Consider the following 19,603-nt stretch of genomic DNA (forward strand, 5'->3'; position numbering starts at 1 on the left):
AAATGCGCTGCCTATCGGGCAGGTATCAAACGGGGAGCATTTGATATGGCCACATTAAGTACCGCACAACGCATCGTCATCGGTTTTGCAATTGCACCGCTGGCGCTGATGGGCATGGCGTTTTACGCGTTGCACGACCTGTCGACACTCAAGGACCAGTCGGTGCTTATCGTCCAGCAGGACTGGCCGAAGATCGAACCGATCATGGTCATTGCCACCGGCGTGCGCGATAACGCCAGGAACACCCGGGATTTGCTGATCAATAAAGACAATTCGCAAGTGCAGCAATCCATCGATACCACCAAGAAACGCATCACCCAGGCCCTCGAAACGCTGGAGCCGCTGTTCTATCTGCCCGAAGGCAAAGCCGCTTACGCCGCGCTGAAAAAGAATCGTGAAGCCTACGTGGCCGCGTTCACCCAAGTGCAGGTGTTGATCCGGCAAGGGGCCGTCGATGACGCCATGACCCAGCTCAAACAGAAGGTCGTTCCGGCCGAGGCCGAGGTGTACCGAAGCCTGGATGAATTGATGGCGCTGCAAGGGAAAATCTTCGCCGACCGCGAACAGTCGGCCCAGGCACTGTACAGCGATGCCCGGCGCAACATGTTCGGGTTGTTCCTGCTGTGCCTGGGGCTGGTCGTTACCGCCGCGATCATTGTCACCCGCAGCGTGACCCGGCCACTGGGGGGCGAGCCCGATGAGGCGGCGCGGCTCTTGAGCCAAATCGCCCAGGGCGACCTGACGACGCAGGTGCCGGTGCAGGCCAGTGCCGACGGCAGTGTGATGATGAACATGCACCAGATGCAGCAAAGCTTGAATGCCATGGTCAAGCACATTGCGACCTCGGTGGATCAGGTGGCCAGTTCCTCCGAAGAACTGAGTGCAGTGAGCAGCCAGACCAACAGCAGCCTGCAATTGCAAGGGCTTGAAATCGAGCAGGCGGCCGCTGCGGTGAACCAGATGACGGCGGCGGTCGATGAGGTGGCGCGCAATGCGGTGAGCACTTCCGAGGCTTCGCGACAGTCCGAGAAAACCGCGCAACGTGGCCGTGAACAGGTTCAGGAAACCGTGGTTTCCATCGGCGAACTGGCCGATGGCGTCACCGATACGTCACAGCGTATCGAGCAACTGGCCGGCCGGGTGCAGGACATCAGCAAGGTGCTGGATGTGATTCGCAGCATTGCCGATCAGACCAATTTGCTGGCGCTCAACGCGGCGATTGAAGCGGCGCGGGCCGGTGATGCCGGACGCGGCTTTGCCGTGGTTGCCGACGAAGTGCGCGCCCTGGCCCATCGCACTCAGGAGTCCACCCAGGAAATCGAGCAGATGATCGGCAACATTCGCCAGGACACCGGCCATGCCGTGACCGCCATGCAAAGCAGCAGCACCCTGGTGCGCGCGACCCTGGAAGTGGCGCAACGCTCGGGTGATGCGCTGGATGAAATCACCCGGTCCATCTCGCAGATCAACGAACGCAACATGATGATTGCCAGTGCCACGGAGGAGCAGGCGTTGGTCGCGCGCGAAGTCGATCGCAACCTGATGGGCATTCGTAATTTGTCAGAGCAGGTGTTGCAGGGTGCCCGGCATACGCAGGCCGCCGGCCACGATTTGGCGCAGATGGCCGGTGCGCTGCACCAGACTGTGGCGCGGTTTAAAGTTTAGAAGGGGAGTTTTAAGGTGAAGCTGAGCCATGATGATGTGGCTTGGCGCACGTGCTGATTTTTCATCGGCTTTAAGAGTGGGGCGCGAGCAGACGTGGCGGCTACCAGCAATCAGGACCTGAGGTGTGGTGTAGGAGCGAGGCTTGCCCGCGAACAGCGACGACGCGCTGTGCCAGACACGACGCCTTCGCGAGCAAGCTTGGCCCCTACGATGCCTGGCGACTACCCGGGCTTGTGGTTATCCAGTACGCGATTGACCGCTAACTCACCCATCAAAATGACCCGTTGCAGCACCAGCATCGTATAGCGTCGCGGGCCTTGCGCGAGGTCGACAAGATCGTTGACCATCTCGCGGGCGGATGCCAACGATTCGCTGGCGTCGACGAGCAACGCTTCGTCATCGGCCGCAGGGTTAACGATGAAATGGGTGCTGGGGCTGCGGGGCGGTATCGGCTCTTTCTGGGCCCCGGGGTTGAGGTAGAAGTCGAGCGCGCGGTCTGCCGCCAATTTCAGTTTCCTGGGGTCAAGGGCGGCGTCGAACGGTACTGGATCGAAATGCGGGGGGTTGGGTGTGACTTTGAACATAGATAAAACTCCTGATACGAATTTTAAGGAGCCATCACTCTTGCTACCAAACAAAGGGTGGCGGCCATACGTGGGTTGGTAGACCGGTCGTATCAGGAAACCCGGCGCTCACAGAGGAGCCCCACGCATGACCACCATATAAAGAGGCGTTGTCATGCGGCTGATAACGATGCGGGCTACCAAACCCGATCACTGTTTTGCAGTGACCAGCAAACGATATAGCCCGCCCCACAGCCGCACAAGCCGGCGAATTCTGGCGTACCCGTAGGCAACGACGCAAGGTGTTGTAGCCGTTTATGACGTAACACTGGGTGTCACTAAACGCGTTCTTCAAAACGTGTTTATGGACATCAAACGCCCAGCGTTTCTTCCCCTGTTGTTGGTGGGTTTTGAGCAAACATGGCGTTTAGCGGGACGTTACGGAGCGGTCGCACCTGCGCTCAACCCCAGAACTGCAACCACCAGCCAACCCCGACCAAGCCGTTAGCCACTAACAGACAAACGCCAGCCGCCAAGCGCCGCCCCAAGGCCAGATCTTCGCGCCCCAACCGTTCCCAGCCCAGCAACAGACTCCAACCGATCGCAGCCAGCAACAGGCAGGCCCGGGCCGGTTGAACCCACGCCAGCAACAGCCCTTCGTAGCGCAGCAATTTCACCGTCGTTGCCGACAAGCCGAGGAACAATCCCGCACCACCCAGGGGCGTGAGGGTCAGCGCCAGGGGCCAATACAGGGCGCGATCTTGCGCCAGTCGAGCGCTCAGGCGCAGCAGGATCAGCAGCGCGGTGCCGAGCAGTATCGAACTCAGACTCAGGTAAACCACAATGCTGAAACCGTCGAGCCAGGTGAAGCTGTCGTTGAGTTGCGGGTAGTGAGTGAGCAACCACCACGGGGCGTTGTCCTGCAGGGCCCAGAGCATGTCGTGTTCGATCAGCCATTCGGCCAGGGCTTGTTTGAGGGCGACGAACCAGGGGCTGACGGTCCACTGAAACGCGCCCATGGCCAGGCCGATCACGCCAAACAGCAGCAACCGGGCATCCCAGCGGGAAAGCGTCTGCGCGGTGGCCTGAAGGATTTCCTGGTTGCTGGAGCGGGCGATGAGTTGAACCGCGCCGCGTTGGCCGCTGCAACGTCCACAGGCGTGGCAGTCACTGGCGCCTTGCAGGCGACGGATGTCGAGCAGCGGCGCGCAGTTGGGCGGTGGCAGGCGTGGCGCGGTGTTGGCGATCCAGCGTTGTTCATCCACCCGAAAGTGCACCGGGGCCAGCCGGGCGAGCAGGGCGAAAACGCCGCTGACCGGGCATAGATAACGGCACCAGACCCGTTTGCCCCGGGCAAACAACAAGCCGACGCCGACCGCCGCCACGGTCGAGCCGCCGAGAATCAATAACGCCGCTTGGGCGTAGTCGTAAACGCTGATCAGTTGCCCGTAGAGGGTGGTCAGGCAAAACGCCAGGGTGGGCCAGCCGCCCCAGCGCAACCAGCGCGGCACCCCCAAGCCTTTACCGTAGTGGCTGGCCCATTCGCTGAGTGAACCTTCCGGGCATAAAACTCCACACCACAGCCGTCCGAACAACACCATCGACAGCAGCACGAATGGCCACCAGATTCCCCAGAACAAAAACTGTGCGAGCAAGGTCAGGTTGTCGACGATCCGCGCCTGGCTGTCCGGCAGCGGCAACATCGCCGGGGTCACCAACAGCAACGCGTAGAACAGCACCACGACCCACTGCACGGCACGGATGACCGGCGCATGACGACGCATCCCGTCACCCAGGCGCTGGAGCCATCGATTGCGCCGGCTCAGGTCGGGCATGGCAGGTTGTCCGCAGTCCGTGGCCGCAGCCAGACACCGACCACCAGCCAGTAACCGAGCCATACCAACAAGGTCAGGCCACTGGGGGTTGCCCGATAACCGGCGAAACCGGCCAGAAAACTGCCCAGTCCATGGCTGTCGCTCAGCACCGCGCTGCTGTCCCACAGCGCCTCGCCAACGAGGCTGTAGACCTGCTCCGGCACATCGAGGGCGAGCAGTTGGCCGCCGATTCGCTCGGTGCCGCTGACCAATAGCGCTGCGCCCAGCATGAGCAGGACCACTTCGCTGAGCGCAAAAAATCGCCGCCATGAAATGAACCGGCGACTGCTGTGCAGCAGGGCAAGAGTGAGGGCCGACAGCACCAGGCCCATGACGCCGCCGACTGCAAACAGACCGAGCTGCGGGCCACGCAAGCGAGCGCCGGCGCCGTAGAGAAACACCACGGTTTCGCTGCCTTCGCGGCTGACCGCGAGCATCGCCAGCAGCAACAGCCCCAAACCGCCGCGCCGGGCCAGATGGCGGTCGGCATGTTGGCGCAAATCAAAGGTCAGCGTGCGCCCGTGGCGATGCATCCAGCCGACCATTTGCACCATCAGCAGGCTCGCCACCAGCGCCAGCGCTGCCTGGAACCATTCACTGGCCGAGCCGCTCATGGCCTCGCCGGCAAACAGAATCAGCACCGCGAGCAGGCCTGAGAGCATCAAGCCCAGCAGCACCCCGGCCCAGAGGAATTTGACCAGGCGATTGCCCTGGCCTTGCTGGCTGGCCCAGGCCTGGAGGATGCCGATCACCAGCAGCGCCTCGACGCTTTCGCGCCAGACGATGAACATTGATTGATTCATGGGAACTCCGTGCATGCGCGGTTTACTTCGCGAGGATGCCGCCCTCGGGCAGTTGCGGATTGAACTCGTCGAAAAAGGGATAGTGGCCGGGGCTGAGCGGGTGAATCACGACGAAGGTGGTCACGCCCGGCGACAGCACTTTTTCAACCCGCAACGGTGTGCTCTCGAACTCGGCCGGTCCCTGGCCGTTGTTCTTCAGGACGATCTTGAAGCGCTGTCCGGCCGGCACCTCAAGCACGGCCGGGGTGAAGTGGCCATCGCGCAGGATCAGTTCGTAGGTCGGCAACTCTGCTCGGGCCGTTATCGGCGCAACTGCTCCGGCCAGCATCAGGCAGGCGAGAGGCAGGCGTTTCATTCAATAGCCACCTTTTTTGCCGATGCCGGCGTAGACGAACTCGTAGTGCAGTTCGCAGCGTTCGAACCAGGGCGCTACACCGGTTTCCTTGTCGGTATGGCGCCCGAGGGAGGCGTGACCGCTGGGTGGCAGAACGGTGAAGGTCAGCCGATATTTGCCTGGCCCCAGCAGCTTCACATTGTCGCCATAGTGCGGGCCGTCATTGGCGACCATGGCATGGAAATCACCCTTGATTTCCTCCGGGTTACCCGCTCTGCTCAAACTGAACGAGACATTGAGGTAAGGCACGAAACTGCCTTCCTGAAAGCCTTGGCGGTTGTCAGCGGTGGCCCGGATATCGGCTTCCAGGTGAACATCGGAATCGGCCGTCGCGCGCATCATGCCCGCCGGTGCCATCTCGATCGGTTGCAAATACACCGCCCCGACTTCAAGTCCAGGACACAGCTGGGGTTCGCCGATCGGGTATTCCTTGGCTTGAGCCAGCGGTACGAGCAAGAGCAGGGCGAGTGAGAGGTGGGTACGCATAAGGTCTTCCTGGGCGCTGTCGAGTAGGAACCCGAGTCTAGGAAGCTTTGCCGCGAACAATAATGATTGTTATCAAGTTTTGAGTCATTAAATCGCTGGTTTGTCACGCTGGCGAAATTGCTCGATGTCGGTTCTTGATATCCATCAAGGATGGCGCTGCTCATTGGCGGTAGGTTGGAAAAACGCCTCTCAATGATCGGAGACCGGCATGGCCAAAAACTTCCCCGTCAACCCCAGGCACCCTGAGCGGATCTGTTGGGGCTGCGACCGCTATTGCCCGGCCAAGTCCCTGGCGTGCGGCAACGGCTCCGACCGCACGATGCATCCTGCTGAGCTGTTCGGCGAGGATTGGTGCGTGCCGGGCGAGTGGGGCCTGGAGAAATTGATCACGACCGACAAGATGCCGGATGAAAGCGTCTGACCCTGATCAGTTGGCATTCAGCCTTCAGACGCGCCGGGCGTTGCTTGCGCCAGGAAGGTGTAGATCCGCTCATCCATCGAATGGGCCGCGTTGACGTGTAGCCAAACCGGGTGCTGCTGAACAATTTTGATGTAGTCGACATTTTCATCTCCAGAACGAATGGGTAAGGCATCAATTACCAAGGGATACACAGGTCGCAGGCACCTTCGGTGTTTTCGGCGAGCGCGATTCCTGGGACACGATGAACAGCAGGCCGAGCACCGGGATGATGGCGGCGGCAAAGGGGATGGCGGAGGCGCCTAGGTGGCTGTCGATCACGGCGCCGCCGATGAGGCCGCCCAGGGCGTTGGCGATGTTGAAGGCCGAGATGTTCGCCGTAGCCGCCAGTTCAGGGGCCTTCGAGCCGTACTTCATCACGCGCATTTGCATCGGCGGCAGGTTGGCAAACGTCGTCACGCCGTAGATGAATGCCGCCACCAGGAACAACCATTTGTAAGGGGCCACGAAGCCGACCAGCACCAGGGCTGCGATCATTGCGATAGGCCAGACGATCAGCGAGCGGTGCAGATTGGCGTCGGCGGTACGGCCACCGATGCTGTTACCGACGACCAGGCCGGCACCGACCACCACCAGCACCCAGGTGATTGCACTGCGGTCGAACCCGGCGATCTGTTCTGCCACCGGCGCGATGTAGCCGTACAGCGTCATGAAACCGACCCAGCCGAGCATGGTGAACGTCAGGCTGGCGAGCAGATTGCGGTCACGGAAAACCGAGAGTTGGGTCAGTACCGAGGCCGGTTTCTCTTCAGGGCTGCGCTGGATCGTGGCGGCGATCAACAGCATCGCGATAACACCCATGACCGAGACGACGAGGAACGTGGTGTGCCAGTCGAAGGCATTGCCGATCCAGGCACCCGCCGGGACGCCCAGCACGTTGGCCAGGGTCAGGCCACCGAACATCTGGCCAACCGCTCGGCCGGCCATGCTATCGGCCACCATGCGTGTGGCGACGACGGCGCCGATCCCGTAGAACGGCCCTTGCGTCAGGCCCGCCACAACGCGGCTGATAATCAGTGTCGTGTAGTCGGTGCTGAAGGCCGCCATCAGGTTGCCGGCGACAAACAGCCCCATCAGCGCAATCAGCACGGTTTTCTTTTCGAAGCGTGCCAGCCACAGCGTCAGGAGCGGGCCGCCGATCACAATGGCGAGCGCATAAGCGGTGATCAGGTTGCCTGCTTGCCCGGTGCTGATTTTCAAGCTGTCAGCCACTTGGGGCAGGATGCCCGCGATGAGAAATTCGGCGGTGCCGATCGCGAAGGCGGAAAGGGTCAGTATCCAGATTTGAATCGGCATTCTTGAAGTCAGTGACATGGTCGTTCTCCTTCTCAAAAGTCAGTTGATCAGTGCGCGGCGATCGACGACGGCACGGGTTCGGAAAAAACAGCTTCAAGCAGCGGACCGCCGGGAGCGCGGAAGAACAGGCGACGTTCCTGCAGCTCTTCGAGGTCCATGGTTGAGTAGAGAATGCCCAGGCGTTCGAGCTTCTGGCGGAACGCGCTGTACCCTTCGATGCGGAAACCCACGTGGTCAATTGCCTCGGCGGCATGGTCGATGCCATAGCCCTGGGTGCCGATGATGTGCACCAGCGGCTGGCCATCGGTATAGAGCCAGTGACCGGGAATGCGCTTGATGGCTTGTGGACGTTCGCCGTCCTGCAGATCGAATACGGTACGAAAGAAATCGCGGGTGCCAGCGATGTCGCGAGTGCGGATGGTGACGTGGTCCAGGTGCATGGCTATCTCCTGCCGGTTGATGTGGCGAAGATAGACATTGCGAAGTAATTTGATAATTGCTTAGGATTCGAAATTATATTTCGGAGAGTCCGAAAGATGACCCTGGATAACCTGGCGCTGTTTCTGATGATCGTCGAGAAGGGTGGCCTGTCTGCCGCCGGTCGCGAGCTGGGGCTGTCGCCGGCTTCGGTGTCCGAGCGCCTGGCGATGCTTGAGGGCTACTACGGCGCGAGCCTGCTGACCCGCACCACCCGCTCGATCAGCCTGACCGATGAAGGACGACTGCTGGCCGATGGCGCCCGCCGCCTGCTGGCCGAAGCCGATGAGCTGGAAAGCAGCATCCGCTTGGGCGCGCAAAAAATCTCCGGGCTCATTCGTCTCAGTGCCCCGGTCGATCTTGGGCACGCGCGGATCGTGCCGATTCTTGACCGCTTTCTGGCCGAGCATCCGTCGGTGACGATCGACCTCAACCTCACCGATGGTTTTGTCGACCTGGTCAGTCAAGGGATCGACTTCGCCGTGCGTTACGGGCTGTTGGCCGACAGCACGCTGCGGTCCAAGCCGATTGGCGAGAACCGGCGCGTGGTGTGTGCCGCGCCGCGATACCTTGAGCTCAATGGCATGCCTCGACACCCGGACGACCTGGCGCAGCATGACTGCATCGTCATGCGCTTTGGCGCCAACATCGATCGGGTCTGGACGTTCCGGGTCGCGAGCGAGGCCTACCGCGTTGTGGTGCGGGGGAGGAGGGTGGCGAATAACGGCGGGCTGGTCAGGCAGTGGTGCCTGGACGGGCACGGCATCTGCAACAAGTCCGTCTGGGATGTTCAGGCCGATCTTGCCGCTGGCCGACTGGTGGAAGTGCTTCCTGATTTTTCGCCCGGCCAAACGGCGTTGCAGATTGTGTATCCGCCGGTTCGGGTCCTGCCGCGCCGTGTCCGGGCGTTGATTGACACCATCAGCTCGGAACTGGCGCTGGACGCTGACGGCTGATCGGCAACGCCTAGGGCGCCTGTTCTGAGGGCGGTAAAACGCTCTGCCGGGTATCGTTCTCGGCATCGAGCACCAGCGTCGCTGCCGTGATATCGCCGGCAATGCCCGCCCGAAGTTCCTTGGTTTTCAGGTGGGTAACGAGAGGGCGGTTCAGCGAGAGCGGCCGGCGCCGCTGCGCAAGGCGATCAGCAAGCCGAACATACAGATGAGCGGGCCGCACCACTGGCCGGGATGCCGAGCAAAATCGCGACGGCGGGTGCCAGTGCCGGAAACAGCACGGCTCTGTTTATTGCTCCTGAACACCCTCGAGACACCACCATTATTTGGTAAGGGGGCACTTCATGGTAGGAGCGGCTTGCAAGGCGGATAACCCCTCTGGATGGCCATGCCCTTTGAAGAAAAACTTCATAAACGAAAGGGCAATCGATAAGGGCGTTGGCTCGGTCTTGTTCTATAAGTGAGGGGATCGTTTGTGCATCACGCCTTGGCATCTTCATTATCGGCGACATCTAGTGGTGCATTTTTTTGCGCGTTAATAGTGCGTCTACGCTAAAGGGTGCGCTGTGCTGGACACTTTGTATGACGAGGGCAATAAAAACGGTGAGTGGAAATTTCCCACTTATAGGGCAGAAAACGCACTTGAGTTTCAAATTGCACCATTTCAGTCCGCGCCACAGTTGTGCAAACAACTCGGGGGAAAAACGTTTCAGCGGCTTTACTGATAAAAGTCTCAATAATGAAACAAAATGTCCCAAATGCATCTTTTTTAAAAGGATTTCCGTTTTTATCCCTTCGGGCAACACTTGGGCATAGCCCTTGCAAAAGTACTTTCAAACCACCGCAAGTGTGGTTTTTTAACGGAAAAGAGAGTGGAGAGTTTTATAAATTGGGCGCCAGACATAAAACCGCAAAGGCCAAGTCTCTGGCGCCGGAACGCGTCAAGAGATTGCCGGCGTCATGAGGAATTTATATCCGCATGAAACAGGAAGTTAACGACGCACACTGAGGTGCTATCCAGAAACAGTACTCACTCAACAACGTAAGGCCTCATCTAGTGAAATAGCGAAGTTATAAGAAAATGCCGTTTGTATCGCGGCAAGGAGTGGGGTATGTCCCGAGCTTTTTTTAACGAAATGTATGACGCGAGTGGTGGTTGCCGCCCACATTACCAGGAGTTCGCACGTTGGTTGGCGGACACTCCTCTGGAGTTGCTGGATCAACGTCGTCGCGAAGCCGACCTGTTGTTCCATCGAGCCGGCATCACCTTCACTTTGTACGGGGACGAGCAAGGCACTGAACGGTTGATCCCGTTCGACATCATTCCACGCAGCATCAAGGCCAGCGAATGGCAAATGGTCGAGCGTGGCTGCATTCAGCGGGTCCAGGCCCTGAACATGTTCCTGGCCGACATCTACCACGGCCAACGGATTCTCAAGGAAGGCATCATCCCGGCCGAGCAGGTCCTGGCGAACGAGGGCTACCAGATCGCCATGCAGGGCCTGAACCTGCATCGCGGTATCTACGCCCATATCGCCGGCGTCGATCTGGTGCGTGACGGCGATGGCAGTTACTACGTGCTGGAAGACAACCTGCGCACTCCCAGCGGCGTGAGCTACATGCTCGAAGACCGCAAGATGATGATGCGCTTGTTCCCCGAACTCTTCGCCGCGCAACGGGTGGCGCCGATCGATCACTACCCGAACCTGCTGCTGGACACCCTCAAGAGCTCCAGCCCGCTGGACAACCCGACCACGGTGGTGCTGACCCCCGGTCGCTTCAACAGCGCCTACTTCGAACACGCCTTTCTGGCCCGTGAAATGGGTGTGGAACTGGTGGAAGGCGCCGACCTGTTTGTCCGCGACGATCATGTCTTTATGCGCACCACGTCCGGCCCGAAACAGGTGGACGTGATTTATCGGCGCCTCGATGACGCCTTCCTCGATCCGCTGTCGTTCAACCCCGATTCCATGCTCGGTGTCCCCGGCCTGATTGCCGCCTACCGCTCGGGCAACGTGGTGCTGGCGAACGCTGTCGGTACGGGTGTGGCCGACGACAAGTCGATCTACCCCTACGTTGACGAGATGATCCGCTTCTACCTCAGCGAAGAACCGATCCTCAAGAACGTGCCGACCTGGCAATGCCGCAAACCGGCCGACCTGTCCCACGTACTGGCCCACTTGCCCGAACTGGTGGTCAAGGAAACCCAAGGCTCCGGCGGCTACGGCATGCTGGTCGGACCGGCGGCCACAGCGGCGGAAATCGAAGACTTCCGCGCCCGGCTCAAGGCCCGTCCCGAGGCGTATATCGCGCAACCCACGCTGTGCCTGTCGACGTGCCCGACCTTCGTCGAAAGCGGCATCGCCCCGCGTCACATCGACCTGCGCCCGTTTGTACTGTCGGGCAGTGAAACCCGCCTGGTGCCCGGTGGCCTGACCCGCGTGGCATTGCGCGAAGGCTCGCTGGTGGTGAACTCGTCCCAGGGCGGCGGCACCAAAGACACTTGGGTTGTGGAGGACTAAGACATGCTTTCAAGAACCGCTTCGGACCTCTACTGGATGTCCCGTTACCTGGAGCGCGCCGAAAACCTGGCGCGCATGCTCGAAGTCAGTTATTCGCTGTCGCTGATGCCCCAGGCCGGGCGCACCGATGGCCGCGCCGAGCTGGCGATGTCGCTGCTGGCCGCCGGCACGCTGGACGATTACAACGAACGGTACGGCGAGCTCAACACCGAGCGCATGCTGCACTTCTTCGCGCTGGACGAAACCAACCCCGGCAGCATTTATTGCTGTTTGCAGGCCGCGCGGGCCAATGCGCACGCCGTGCGCGGGCGGATCACCGCCGACATGTGGGAGAACATCAACGCCACGTGGCTGGAGATGCGCAACATCGCCAGCAATGGCCTGGCGCGTTACGGCATCAGCCATTTCTGCGAATGGGTCAAGGAGCGTTCGCACCTGTTTCGCGGCGCGACTTCGGGCACGATCATGCGCAACGATGCCTACTGCTTCATTCGCTTGGGGACGTTCCTCGAGCGCGCTGACAACACCCTGCGCCTGCTGGATGCGCGCTACGAAATGTTCGGCGAAGAGTCGGAGGAGGTGAGCGACAACTCCGCTCGCGGCTACTACCAGTGGAGCGCCTTGCTCCGCGCCTTGTCGTCCTTCGAGGCGTTCAACGAGATCTACCGCAACGCGCCCGGCGCCGAGCAAGTCTCGGAAATGCTGCTGTTGCGCGCCGACGTGCCACGTTCGTTGCACGCCTGTGTCGAAGAGCTGGACCAGATTCTCGCCAGCCTGCCGGGCAACAACGGTCGGCCGGCCCAGCGCCTGGCCGCCGAATTGAATGCGCGGCTGCGCTACACCGGCATCGATGAAATTCTCGATTCCGGCCTGCACCTGTGGCTGACCGATTTCATCGGGCGGATTCGCCACTTGGGCCAGACCGTTCACGAATCCTATCTGGAGGTCGTATGAAACTGTCCATACGCCACGACACCACCTACAGCTACGCCGACGAAGTCTGCACCAGCATCCAGTTCCTGCGCCTGACGCCGAAGAACACCGAGCGCCAGCACATTCTGCAATGGCACCTGGAACTGCCGCGCCTGGTGCGCAGCCAGCTCGATCCTTACGGCAACATCCTGCACGTCCTGACGATGGACGAGCCCCACGGCGCCCTGATCCTGACCGCCTACGGCCAGGTCGACATTGATCAGACCCTGGAAGTGGAGCACGACGATCAGTCGCCGTTGCCGTTCTTGCGCACCAGCCACCTGACGACAGCCGATGCCGCCCTGATCGACTTCGCGGCCAAGCACTGCGGCAGCCGCCGCGACCGCACGGCGTTGATCGACTTGATGAACGGATTGGCCGACTACATGCCGTACAGTCCCGGCGCGACGGCGGTGGACAGCACGGCCGCCGAGTCATTCGCGCGCCAGGCCGGTGTCTGCCAGGACCACACCCACGCGTTCGTCGCGTGTGCCCGCAGCCTGGGCATTCCCGCCCGTTACGTCTCCGGTTACCTGTGCACCGAAGATGAAAGTCACCTCGCCAGTCACGCCTGGGCCGAGGCCTGGCTCGACGACGGTTGGTACAGCTTCGATGTGACCAACCGCTTGTCTCGCCCCGACCGTCATCTGAAGCTCGCGGTGGGCCTGGACTACCTCGACGCCTGCCCGGTGCGCGGCATGCGGCGTGGCGGTGGGGCCGAGTCGATGCTGGCGCGGGTTCAGGTGAACTCGATGGTCCAGGTCCAGCACGCATAACCCTGGTTCGCAGCAGTAACCGTTACCGGCCGTACCGTCATGAGACGGTGCGGCCGTTCATCCTCTATTCACGAGTAACACGAATGACTTATTGCGTCGCTATGCACCTGGCCGACGGGCTGGTGTTCATCTCCGACTCACGGACCAATGCCGGTATCGACCAGATTTCAACGTTCCGGAAGTTGTTTACGTTCAGCACGCCGGGCGAGCGGCTGATTGTTCTGCAAACGGCGGGCAACCTGGCCACGTCGCAATCGGTGGTCAACTTGCTCAAGCAGCGCTCAACCGGGCAGGGGCCGCACTTGTTGAATGTCCGCACGCTGTATGACGCCACCGTGCTGGTGGCTGAAACCATCCGCGAGGTCGTCGCCCGGGACCGCACCAAACTGGCGGGCAAGACCGACTTGAGTTGCTCGTTTCTGGTCGGTGGGCAAATCGCCGACGGGCCGACGGATGTCTACAGCATTTACCCCCAAGGCAACTTCATTCAGGCCACCGAGGACACGCCGTTCTTGCAGTTGGGTGAAGCCAAATACGGCCGGCCGATACTCGATCGCAACCTGACGTACAACGCCTCCATCGAGGAAGGCTTGCGCTGCGGGTTGATCTCGTTCGATTCGACCATGCGCAGCAACCTGTCGGTGGGCATGCCCCTGGACTTGTTGGTGTACCGCAAAAACAGCCTTACCGAGGCCCAGCCGTTTCGCATCACCCACGATGACCCGTACTTCAAGCAAATCCGCAAGCAATGGTCCGCAGGCCTGCAAGACATGCTCGCGGCTCTGCCGGAACCGCCTGACGCCTACCGGATGGTGACGGCCCATCAACGCTAGGCCTTTCACTTGCAAAAAAGCCACCGGCCGGTTTCCCGGGCGGTGGCCTGTTACTGCGGCGTAAACGTTTTTAGCGAACCGTCGGCTTGAGCAAATCCTCCAGGCCGATGCGACGGAACATCTCGGCGCGGACCCGATCGGCCATGGCGTTGACGATTTCGGCACCGTCCTCGGACGGGTCGATATGGCAACGGAACGGACGGCTACCGAACGGCATACCGACGATCTCGACGATGGCACTGGCCACCTCACCGACATCCGCATCAGCCGGTTCCAGGGCTGCCAGGCCTTTGAGTGCCTTCTCCGGCACCCCGGCATAAGGCCCCTCGTTGTATTCGGCGGCACGGGCCTGATCGGCCGGTGAACCGGAATGCACGAAGTGATTGGTGCCCTTGGTGAATGCGCCCGGCACGATGATCGAAGTTTCCACGCCCCAGCGTGCCAGCTCACTGGCGTAGGACACGGCCAGGGAATCCATCGCAGCCTTGGCCGCAAAGTACGGCGCCAGGTACGGCGGGGTGCCGCCGCGTGCGCTGCTGGACGACACCCACAACACCAGGCCCCGACCCTGTTTGCGCAACTGCGGCAGCGCGGCGCGGTTGACCCGCTGGGTGCTCAACACGTTGATGTCGTAGAGCTGGGCGAACTGCTCCGGGGTAAAGGATTCGGCAGGCCCGAAGGACATGTGCCCGGCGTTGTGAACGATCACGTCCAGCCGACCGCAATCCTCGATGATTTTCGCGACACCGGCCTCAACCGACTCACTCGACGCAACATCCAGCTCGACGCTGCGCAGGTCCACCTGATGCTGCTCGGCGTAGCGCTGCACTTCTGCGACCTGCGGCGCGTTGCGCCCCAGGGTTTCACGCATGCTGGCGTAAACGGTGTGACCGGCGTCGGCCAGGGCGCGGGCGGTGAGGGCACCAAAACCGCTGGATGCACCGGTAATCAGGATGATCGATTTCATGTTCGTGACCTCCACAAAAAAGGCTTGGTTTCAGACCAGGCCGCCGTTGACCCGCAGGATTTGCCCGTTGACCCAGGCCGAATCCGGGCCGACCAGGAAGCTCACGACGCGGGCAATGTCTTCCGGCTGAGCCAGACGCTCCAGCGGGGCCATCTTGGCGAAGGTCTGGATTTGCTCTTCGCTCTTGCCATGCAGGAACAGATCAGTGGCGACCGGGCCAGGGGCCACGGCGTTGACGGTGATGTTGCGACCGCGCATTTCTTTGGCAAACACCTGGGTCAGGGATTCCACCGCCGCTTTACTGGCGATGTACACCGCGTAGCCCGGCAGGTTCATGCCGACGGTGCTGCTGGAGAAGTTGATGATCCGCCCGCCAGCGTTCAGTCGGGTGGCGGCTTCGCGCAGGGCGTTGAAGGTGCCACGGGTGTGGATATTGAAATTCTGGTCGAACAGTTCGTCGCTGTGTTGCGCCAGCGGCATGACCTTGAGGATGCCGGCGTTGTTCACCAGTACGTCGACTTTGCCCAGTTGTGCTTCGGTTTCATCGAACAGGCGACGCACGTCGTCGGCGCTGGCTACGTCAGCCTTGACCGCAATGGCCTGGTGGCCGGCCTGACGCAATTCGACCACCAGTTTCGAGGCTTCGGTGGCGCTGTTGGCGTAGTTGACGGCGACAGCGAAACCTTCGCTGGCCAGTTGTTTGGCGATCACCGCACCGATGCCGCGGGAGGCGCCGGTGATGATGGCAACTTTCGAGGTTTGAGCAGTCATGTTTGTGATTCCTTGGAAGGTGTTTGCTTGGGTGAAGCTAGATTCACATGTTTACTCAGGACGATAAATGCACCAGAGTTGCCTTGACTGTTCAACAATCGCCAACAATAGAGCGCCGGGGAGTGCAACGTGGATCAAGTCAAAGCGATGAAGGTGTTTGTGCGGATCTACGAGCGCAGCAGCTTTACCCTGGCGGCGGATGACCTGAACCTGCCACGGGCGACGCTGACCCACACGCTGAATCAGTTCGAGGCCTGGCTCGGCACGCGGTTGCTGGAGCGCAGCACCCGCAAGGTGCGCCCGACCCTGGACGGCGAGGCCTATTACCAGCGTTGCGTGCAACTACTGGCGGAGCTGGAAGAGGCCGAACTGGCGTTTCGCGGCGTGGCCCCGAAAGGGCGGTTGCGCGTGGACATGCATGGCACCTTGGCCAAACACTTTGTGATTCCGGCGTTGCCGCAATTCATGGCCCGTTACCCGGACATCGAGTTATCCATCAGCGAGGCCGACCGCTTTGTCGACCTGATCGCCGAAGGCGTCGATTGCGTGCTGCGCGCCGGCACCCTGGGGGACTCGGCGCTGATCGGCAAACGCGTGGCCAACCTGCGGCAGATCACCTGCGCCAGCCCGGCATACCTGCGTCAGCACGGCGAACCGGAAAGCCTCGCCGACCTGAGCCAGCATCGCGCGGTGAACTACGTCTCGCGCACCACCGCCAAGCTGTTTCCGTTTGAATTCATGGTGGAAGGCGAATTGAAAGAAGTGGCCATTGAAGGGTCGCTGTCGGTGTTCGGTGCGGAAATCTACGCGGCCTCGGCGATTGCCGGAATCGGCATCATCCAGTGCCCGCACTACCGCATGGAAACGCAAATTGCCCAAGGCCTGGTGAAAGAGATTCTGACCGACCTGCCACCGCCGCCGATGCCGGTTTCCGTGCTGTACCCGCACAACCGCCACATGTCGCCACGGGTGCGGGTATTTGTCGACTGGTTGGGCGAGGTGTTTGCCAAAGCGGTGTGAGCGTGGGCTGAAGGTCGTTTTGAACCTTCTGATTTTCGGGCAGATCCAACGTTTACAGCGTCAGGCATTGCCTGCCCGGAGATGATCAAATGAAACGCACGACCCCTTTACTGTTGGTGATTGCAGTAACCCTGCTGCTCGGCGGCTGCTGGCCGTATTGGCATGACGGGCATGGGCATGGACGTGATCACGGTCGCTATTACGGAGGCCAGGAATACCACCGCTACTAGTGCTTGGGCCCAACCTGAAAAGGTTGGGCTTTTTCATATGCCCTCAGTTGAGTCAATCACCGGTCAATTGATGTCTGAATCACACCCGTCTGCATCGGCTTCAAGTGCCTTGGCCGCACGCTGTAACCGGGCGGCGATCAGGGTGTTTTTCAGCAGGTAGGCAATGGTCATCGGCCCGACGCCGCCGGGCACCGGCGTGATTGCGCTGGCGACGGTGCGGGCGCTGGCGTAATCGACATCCCCCACCAGATGGCTGCCGGTTTCGTCAGTCACACGATTGATCCCGACATCGATCACCACTGCCCCGGGCTTGAGCCACGTGGCGTCGATCAGTTTCGGCCGACCCACCGCCGCCACAACGATATCCGCCAATCGGCACAGCGCCGGCGCATCGACGCTGCGCGAATGCACCACGCTGACCGAGCAATGGGCCTGCAACAGCAAGGTCGCCATGGGTTTGCCGACAATGTTCGAACGGCCGATGACCACGGCGTGCAAGCCGCTGATGTCACCACAGGTCTCGTGCAACAAGCGCATGCAGCCGCTGGGCGTGCATGGCGTCAGCACGTCCATGCCTTGCACCAGTCCGCCCACGTTTTCGCGGTGAAAACCGTCGACGTCCTTGATCGGGTCGATGGCGTGGATCACCGCCGCTTCGTCGATGTGACCGGGCAAGGGCAACTGCACCAGGACGCCGTTCACCGTGACATCGGCGTTCAATTGGGCAATCAGCTCCAGCACTTGCGCCTGGCTGGCGGTGTCCGGCAAGCGGTGTTCGAGGGAGCGAATCCCGACTTCCTGGGCCCGCAGCAGTTTATTGCGCACATACACATGGCTGGCCGGGTCGTCACCGACCAGCACGACCGCCAAGGCGGGATAAATCTGTTGCTCGGCCAGGGCCAGAAGCTCTACGCGGACTTCTTCCAGGACCTGGGCGGCGATGGCTTTGCCATCGATGTCCCGGGCCAGTGTTGAGGTACTGCTGATCAAATGCGTCACCGTCATTGAAAGAGCTTCGAGGTATTCATCAAGACGCCGTGGGGCCTTGATGGTCCATTAGCGTCATGAAACCAGGGGCTCAGGTTAGCAGTTTCACGTTTCAATGGGCGACACGACGCCGGGCATTGCACCCGGCGTTGTGGTTTTCAGCGGTTGCTCAGGACAGCTCGCCAATGCCTTGGGTGCGCTTGCCCAGTTTCATCAGCCAGTAATAGCTCAGCGCAGGCACTAGCAAGCCGACGATCCAGGCCAGGTCAACGCCGTCCAGCGCCGTGGCCACCGGACCGACGTAAAGCGTGGTGTTCATGAACGGGATTTCCAGGGCAATCGCCAACACAAAACTGCCGCAGGCGATCCAGTTGATGCGTCCGTAGAGGCCATTCAGGTCGAAGATTGCGTCGATCTGGTATTTGCCTTTGCGCAGGCAGTAGTAGTCCACCAGATTGATCGCCGTCCATGGGATCAGGAAATAGCTCATGAAAAAGATGAAATTGAGGAAGAAGTTGATGAAATCGTCCTGATTGATGGTGCACAACGCTGTCGCGACCAGGCTGATCACCAACATGAACACACCACGTACCCGAGGCGTTACCTTGAGGCGGGCAAAGGGCTCGATGACGGTAATGGTCGACATGAACGCCCCATAGAGGTTGAAAACGTTGATCGACACCTGGCCATAGAGAATAAAGAGGAATAGCAGGACCGCACCGCCGCCGAACAGTCCGGCGACATGGCCACCGACATTGCTGGAAAAATCGCCGATGCCGACGCTGAGGATCGCGCCGAGAATCATCATCCACGCACCGCCGCTGACCGTCCCGGCGTAGCTGTACCAGAACACCTTGGCGCTTGACGTGTTGCTCGGCAGATAGCGTGAATAGTCGGCCACATACGGGGCGTAGGACAGTTGCCAGGTAACGGCAATGCTCACCGCCGCCAGAAATTTCGACAACGAGAAACCGGTCGCCAGCCATTGCTCAACCGGGATCGGCAACCGCAACGCGAGCAGGGTGGCGACGCAGAACACCACCAGCGAGAGCAGCGACAGCAGCTTTTGCAGGCGATGGATCAGGCGATACCCATAGAGCGCGACGACAAAGCACAACGCGCCGATCAGGTAGATATTACCGGTCGCCGGCAAGGGGCTGACCGACTCCAGCGCCTGGGCGGCGAGCAAGGTGTTGCTGACGAAGAACCCGAGGTAAATCAGCATCACGAACAGCAACGGCAACACCGCGCCCAGCACGCCGAATTGGGCTCGGCTCTGGATCATCTGCGGGATGCCCAGCTTCGGCCCTTGAACGGAATGGGAGGCCATGAAAATCGCCCCCAGCAGCGAGCCGACGATGATCGCCAGCGCGCTCCAGAACAGGTTGAGCCCCATCACCACCGGCAATACGCCGGAGGCAATGGTGGTGATGTTCATGTTGGCGCCGAACCAGATGAAAAACAGCGAGCCAGGCTGGCCGTGGCGTTCGGATTCAGGGATGAAATCGATGCTTCTTTTTTCGACGTGCATGGCGA

21 protein-coding genes are annotated in these 19,603 nt (G+C 60.8%); 9 read left to right on the forward strand and 12 right to left on the reverse strand.

The genetic code is table 11. The annotated features are described in order from the left end of the window. Nucleotides 1-45: 45 nt before the first annotated feature. Complete coding sequence (locus tag V5E99_RS04135; protein ID WP_499801149.1) at nt 46-1,665, forward strand: methyl-accepting chemotaxis protein; 1,620 nt, start codon at nt 46-48, stop codon at nt 1,663-1,665. A gap of 221 nt (nt 1,666-1,886) precedes the next feature. Here the strand turns inward: V5E99_RS04135 and V5E99_RS04140 are convergent, their stop codons facing one another. The 5 genes from V5E99_RS04140 to V5E99_RS04160 all read right to left on the reverse strand — a co-directional run bounded on the left by V5E99_RS04140 (nt 1,887) and on the right by V5E99_RS04160 (nt 5,785). Next, on the reverse strand, nt 1,887-2,249 hold the full coding sequence (locus V5E99_RS04140; protein ID WP_499801150.1) for a DUF6124 family protein: 363 nt from the start codon (nt 2,247-2,249) through the stop codon (nt 1,887-1,889). Nucleotides 2,250-2,689: 440 nt separating this feature from the next. Continuing rightward, nucleotides 2,690-4,063: a 4Fe-4S binding protein gene (locus V5E99_RS04145; RefSeq protein ID WP_499801151.1), complete on the reverse strand. Its 1,374-nt coding sequence runs from the start codon at nt 4,061-4,063 to the stop codon at nt 2,690-2,692. Further along, nucleotides 4,051-4,905, reverse strand: coding sequence for an FTR1 family iron permease (locus V5E99_RS04150; RefSeq protein ID WP_499801153.1), 855 nt, complete (start codon nt 4,903-4,905; stop codon nt 4,051-4,053). The genes V5E99_RS04145 and V5E99_RS04150 overlap by 13 nt, the downstream gene beginning before the upstream one ends. Before the next feature lie 22 nt (nt 4,906-4,927). Beyond that, nucleotides 4,928-5,260 carry a cupredoxin domain-containing protein gene (locus tag V5E99_RS04155; RefSeq protein WP_499801155.1) on the reverse strand — a complete coding sequence of 111 codons (333 nt, stop codon included), beginning with the start codon at nt 5,258-5,260 and terminating at the stop codon, nt 4,928-4,930. Continuing rightward, the gene (locus V5E99_RS04160) at nt 5,261-5,785 is read right to left on the reverse strand and encodes an iron transporter (RefSeq protein WP_499801157.1); all 525 of its coding nucleotides are present in this window, start codon (nt 5,783-5,785) and stop codon (nt 5,261-5,263) included. A gap of 208 nt (nt 5,786-5,993) precedes the next feature. Between V5E99_RS04160 and V5E99_RS04165 the strand changes: the two genes are divergently transcribed. Continuing rightward, nucleotides 5,994-6,206 (forward strand): DUF3079 domain-containing protein, encoded by a 213-nt coding sequence (locus tag V5E99_RS04165; protein ID WP_499801159.1) that lies wholly within the window; start codon nt 5,994-5,996, stop codon nt 6,204-6,206. 17 nt (nt 6,207-6,223) lie between these two features. Here V5E99_RS04165 and V5E99_RS04170 read toward each other — a convergent pair whose 3' ends face one another. Genes V5E99_RS04170 through V5E99_RS04180 form a run of 3 tightly spaced genes read right to left on the reverse strand, consistent with a single transcriptional unit; the run spans nt 6,224 to nt 7,999 of the window. Beyond that, on the reverse strand, nt 6,224-6,388 hold the full coding sequence (locus V5E99_RS04170) for a hypothetical protein (protein WP_499801161.1): 165 nt from the start codon (nt 6,386-6,388) through the stop codon (nt 6,224-6,226). Further along, on the reverse strand, nt 6,378-7,577 hold the full coding sequence (locus tag V5E99_RS04175) for an MFS transporter (RefSeq protein WP_499801163.1): 1,200 nt from the start codon (nt 7,575-7,577) through the stop codon (nt 6,378-6,380). The genes V5E99_RS04170 and V5E99_RS04175 overlap by 11 nt, the downstream gene beginning before the upstream one ends. 29 nt (nt 7,578-7,606) lie before the next feature. Continuing rightward, complete coding sequence (locus V5E99_RS04180; protein ID WP_499801165.1) at nt 7,607-7,999, reverse strand: VOC family protein; 393 nt, start codon at nt 7,997-7,999, stop codon at nt 7,607-7,609. A gap of 96 nt (nt 8,000-8,095) precedes the next feature. Here V5E99_RS04180 and V5E99_RS04185 point away from each other — a divergent pair, with 96 nt between their 5' ends. The 5 genes from V5E99_RS04185 to V5E99_RS04205 all read left to right on the forward strand — a co-directional run bounded on the left by V5E99_RS04185 (nt 8,096) and on the right by V5E99_RS04205 (nt 14,092). Further along, complete coding sequence (locus V5E99_RS04185) at nt 8,096-8,992, forward strand: LysR family transcriptional regulator (protein ID WP_499801167.1); 897 nt, start codon at nt 8,096-8,098, stop codon at nt 8,990-8,992. A 1,109-nt stretch (nt 8,993-10,101) separates the two neighbouring features. Further along, a complete protein-coding gene (locus V5E99_RS04190; RefSeq protein ID WP_499801169.1) occupies nt 10,102-11,511 on the forward strand; it encodes a circularly permuted type 2 ATP-grasp protein in 1,410 nt (469 codons plus the stop codon). 3 nt (nt 11,512-11,514) lie between these two features. After that, complete coding sequence (locus tag V5E99_RS04195) at nt 11,515-12,465, forward strand: alpha-E domain-containing protein (RefSeq protein WP_499801170.1); 951 nt, start codon at nt 11,515-11,517, stop codon at nt 12,463-12,465. Beyond that, entirely contained in the window at nt 12,462-13,259 is a 798-nt protein-coding gene (locus V5E99_RS04200; protein WP_499801172.1) for a transglutaminase family protein, read from the forward strand. The genes V5E99_RS04195 and V5E99_RS04200 overlap by 4 nt, the downstream gene beginning before the upstream one ends. 83 nt (nt 13,260-13,342) lie before the next feature. Continuing rightward, complete coding sequence (locus tag V5E99_RS04205; protein ID WP_499801174.1) at nt 13,343-14,092, forward strand: proteasome-type protease; 750 nt, start codon at nt 13,343-13,345, stop codon at nt 14,090-14,092. A 70-nt stretch (nt 14,093-14,162) separates the two neighbouring features. Here the strand turns inward: V5E99_RS04205 and V5E99_RS04210 are convergent, their stop codons facing one another. Both V5E99_RS04210 and V5E99_RS04215 read right to left on the reverse strand, forming a co-directional pair. Continuing rightward, complete coding sequence (locus V5E99_RS04210) at nt 14,163-15,059, reverse strand: SDR family oxidoreductase (RefSeq protein ID WP_499801176.1); 897 nt, start codon at nt 15,057-15,059, stop codon at nt 14,163-14,165. A gap of 30 nt (nt 15,060-15,089) precedes the next feature. Next, on the reverse strand, nt 15,090-15,830 hold the full coding sequence (locus V5E99_RS04215; protein ID WP_499801178.1) for an SDR family oxidoreductase: 741 nt from the start codon (nt 15,828-15,830) through the stop codon (nt 15,090-15,092). Between the two features lie 129 nt (nt 15,831-15,959). Between V5E99_RS04215 and V5E99_RS04220 the strand changes: the two genes are divergently transcribed. Together V5E99_RS04220 and V5E99_RS04225 are read left to right on the forward strand one after the other, a co-directional pair. Next, nucleotides 15,960-16,850: a LysR family transcriptional regulator gene (locus V5E99_RS04220; RefSeq protein ID WP_499801180.1), complete on the forward strand. Its 891-nt coding sequence runs from the start codon at nt 15,960-15,962 to the stop codon at nt 16,848-16,850. Between the two features lie 89 nt (nt 16,851-16,939). Next, nucleotides 16,940-17,080: a hypothetical protein gene (locus tag V5E99_RS04225; RefSeq protein ID WP_185058184.1), complete on the forward strand. Its 141-nt coding sequence runs from the start codon at nt 16,940-16,942 to the stop codon at nt 17,078-17,080. Nucleotides 17,081-17,143: 63 nt separating this feature from the next. Here V5E99_RS04225 and V5E99_RS04230 read toward each other — a convergent pair whose 3' ends face one another. Together V5E99_RS04230 and V5E99_RS04235 are read right to left on the reverse strand one after the other, a co-directional pair. Next, on the reverse strand, nt 17,144-18,085 hold the full coding sequence (locus V5E99_RS04230; RefSeq protein ID WP_499801182.1) for a bifunctional 5,10-methylenetetrahydrofolate dehydrogenase/5,10-methenyltetrahydrofolate cyclohydrolase: 942 nt from the start codon (nt 18,083-18,085) through the stop codon (nt 17,144-17,146). A gap of 151 nt (nt 18,086-18,236) precedes the next feature. Beyond that, nucleotides 18,237-19,598, reverse strand: coding sequence for a purine-cytosine permease family protein (locus V5E99_RS04235; RefSeq protein WP_499801184.1), 1,362 nt, complete (start codon nt 19,596-19,598; stop codon nt 18,237-18,239). Nucleotides 19,599-19,603: the final 5 nt, after the last annotated feature.

This window comes from Janthinobacterium sp. LPB2021202312-11-4 (assembly GCF_037049705.1).
GTDB lineage: Bacteria > Pseudomonadota > Gammaproteobacteria > Pseudomonadales > Pseudomonadaceae > Aquipseudomonas.

What these genes read in the sequence shown, in the direction of transcription:
- V5E99_RS04160 (WP_499801157.1), bottom strand. Translation starts at nt 5,785, where the DNA reads ATGCGTACCCACCTCTCACTCGCCCTGCTCTTGCTCGTACCGCTGGCT.
- V5E99_RS04200 (WP_499801172.1), top strand. Translation starts at nt 12,462, where the DNA reads ATGAAACTGTCCATACGCCACGACACCACCTACAGCTACGCCGACGAA.
- V5E99_RS04215 (WP_499801178.1), bottom strand. Translation starts at nt 15,830, where the DNA reads ATGACTGCTCAAACCTCGAAAGTTGCCATCATCACCGGCGCCTCCCGC.
- V5E99_RS04190 (WP_499801169.1), top strand. Translation starts at nt 10,102, where the DNA reads ATGTCCCGAGCTTTTTTTAACGAAATGTATGACGCGAGTGGTGGTTGC.
- V5E99_RS04205 (WP_499801174.1), top strand. Translation starts at nt 13,343, where the DNA reads ATGACTTATTGCGTCGCTATGCACCTGGCCGACGGGCTGGTGTTCATC.
- V5E99_RS04175 (WP_499801163.1), bottom strand. Translation starts at nt 7,577, where the DNA reads ATGTCACTGACTTCAAGAATGCCGATTCAAATCTGGATACTGACCCTT.
- V5E99_RS04195 (WP_499801170.1), top strand. Translation starts at nt 11,515, where the DNA reads ATGCTTTCAAGAACCGCTTCGGACCTCTACTGGATGTCCCGTTACCTG.
- V5E99_RS04155 (WP_499801155.1), bottom strand. Translation starts at nt 5,260, where the DNA reads ATGAAACGCCTGCCTCTCGCCTGCCTGATGCTGGCCGGAGCAGTTGCG.
- V5E99_RS04140 (WP_499801150.1), bottom strand. Translation starts at nt 2,249, where the DNA reads ATGTTCAAAGTCACACCCAACCCCCCGCATTTCGATCCAGTACCGTTC.
- V5E99_RS04145 (WP_499801151.1), bottom strand. Translation starts at nt 4,063, where the DNA reads ATGCCCGACCTGAGCCGGCGCAATCGATGGCTCCAGCGCCTGGGTGAC.
- V5E99_RS04150 (WP_499801153.1), bottom strand. Translation starts at nt 4,905, where the DNA reads ATGAATCAATCAATGTTCATCGTCTGGCGCGAAAGCGTCGAGGCGCTG.
- V5E99_RS04165 (WP_499801159.1), top strand. Translation starts at nt 5,994, where the DNA reads ATGGCCAAAAACTTCCCCGTCAACCCCAGGCACCCTGAGCGGATCTGT.
- V5E99_RS04225 (WP_185058184.1), top strand. Translation starts at nt 16,940, where the DNA reads ATGAAACGCACGACCCCTTTACTGTTGGTGATTGCAGTAACCCTGCTG.
- V5E99_RS04180 (WP_499801165.1), bottom strand. Translation starts at nt 7,999, where the DNA reads ATGCACCTGGACCACGTCACCATCCGCACTCGCGACATCGCTGGCACC.
- V5E99_RS04230 (WP_499801182.1), bottom strand. Translation starts at nt 18,085, where the DNA reads ATGACGGTGACGCATTTGATCAGCAGTACCTCAACACTGGCCCGGGAC.
- V5E99_RS04135 (WP_499801149.1), top strand. Translation starts at nt 46, where the DNA reads ATGGCCACATTAAGTACCGCACAACGCATCGTCATCGGTTTTGCAATT.
- V5E99_RS04235 (WP_499801184.1), bottom strand. Translation starts at nt 19,598, where the DNA reads ATGCACGTCGAAAAAAGAAGCATCGATTTCATCCCTGAATCCGAACGC.
- V5E99_RS04185 (WP_499801167.1), top strand. Translation starts at nt 8,096, where the DNA reads ATGACCCTGGATAACCTGGCGCTGTTTCTGATGATCGTCGAGAAGGGT.
- V5E99_RS04210 (WP_499801176.1), bottom strand. Translation starts at nt 15,059, where the DNA reads ATGAAATCGATCATCCTGATTACCGGTGCATCCAGCGGTTTTGGTGCC.